A 633-nucleotide genomic window follows, 5' to 3' on the forward strand; every position below is an offset into this window, starting at 1 on the left:
TTCTCTGATTGAAAATGGCAAGTGCCTGTTAAAGTTCCATATCCTGTTGTTTGTGCTTCGTCTGTGCCGGGACAGTTCTTTGTGCTTTTTTCTCGTCAGCCTTATCCTGCAAGACTTCTTTGATAGGCTGTTTCTTGGGCGGCTCTTTGCTTTCTTCTGTGCCGGGGGTGGCTTTCCGTACCCAGTAGCGAATGTCCCGCAGCTTCTTCAAATCCTCCTGTACCTCGGTCAGCGGTGTTTTCAGGGCTGCAATTTCTTCCAGAAGCGTTTCCTGCTCCTCTTGCAGCTCCTTTTGGGTACTGTCCTTATCGTCCGGGTGCTTGGCAAGGTAGGAGGCGGCTTTCGCATACCGGGCAACCTCCGGGTGTTCCTGTTTGAATTTCTCCTTTGTTTTCTTGAAAAATATCTTCTGGTACTTCTCATAGACAGGCTTACATTCCTTGCAGTCTGTCCGGCTGGCAAGAATCCCGTCAATCACTTTGCTGCGGGCTTCCTTTGGCTTCATCTGATTGCGGTAATCTGCGGCTGATTTCCCGGAAGATTCCAGAAACGCTTCTAAGTCCTCCACAGTGGAAAGTCCCTTTTGCCGGAGATAGGACAGGGCTTCGCTGACTGCCTTTAAGTCCTGTGAAG

The 633-nt window shown here is 50.1% G+C and carries 1 pseudogene; it reads right to left on the reverse strand.

Annotated features, from left to right (window positions below):
* Positions 1 to 28 precede the first annotated feature (28 nt).
* Positions 29 to 633 (reverse strand): annotated as a pseudogene (locus LIZ87_RS22080) (MobQ family relaxase); the annotation flags it as partial.

Source organism: Lacrimispora sp. 210928-DFI.3.58, assembly GCF_020554865.1.
In the GTDB taxonomy this organism is placed as follows: domain Bacteria; phylum Bacillota; class Clostridia; order Lachnospirales; family Lachnospiraceae; genus Enterocloster.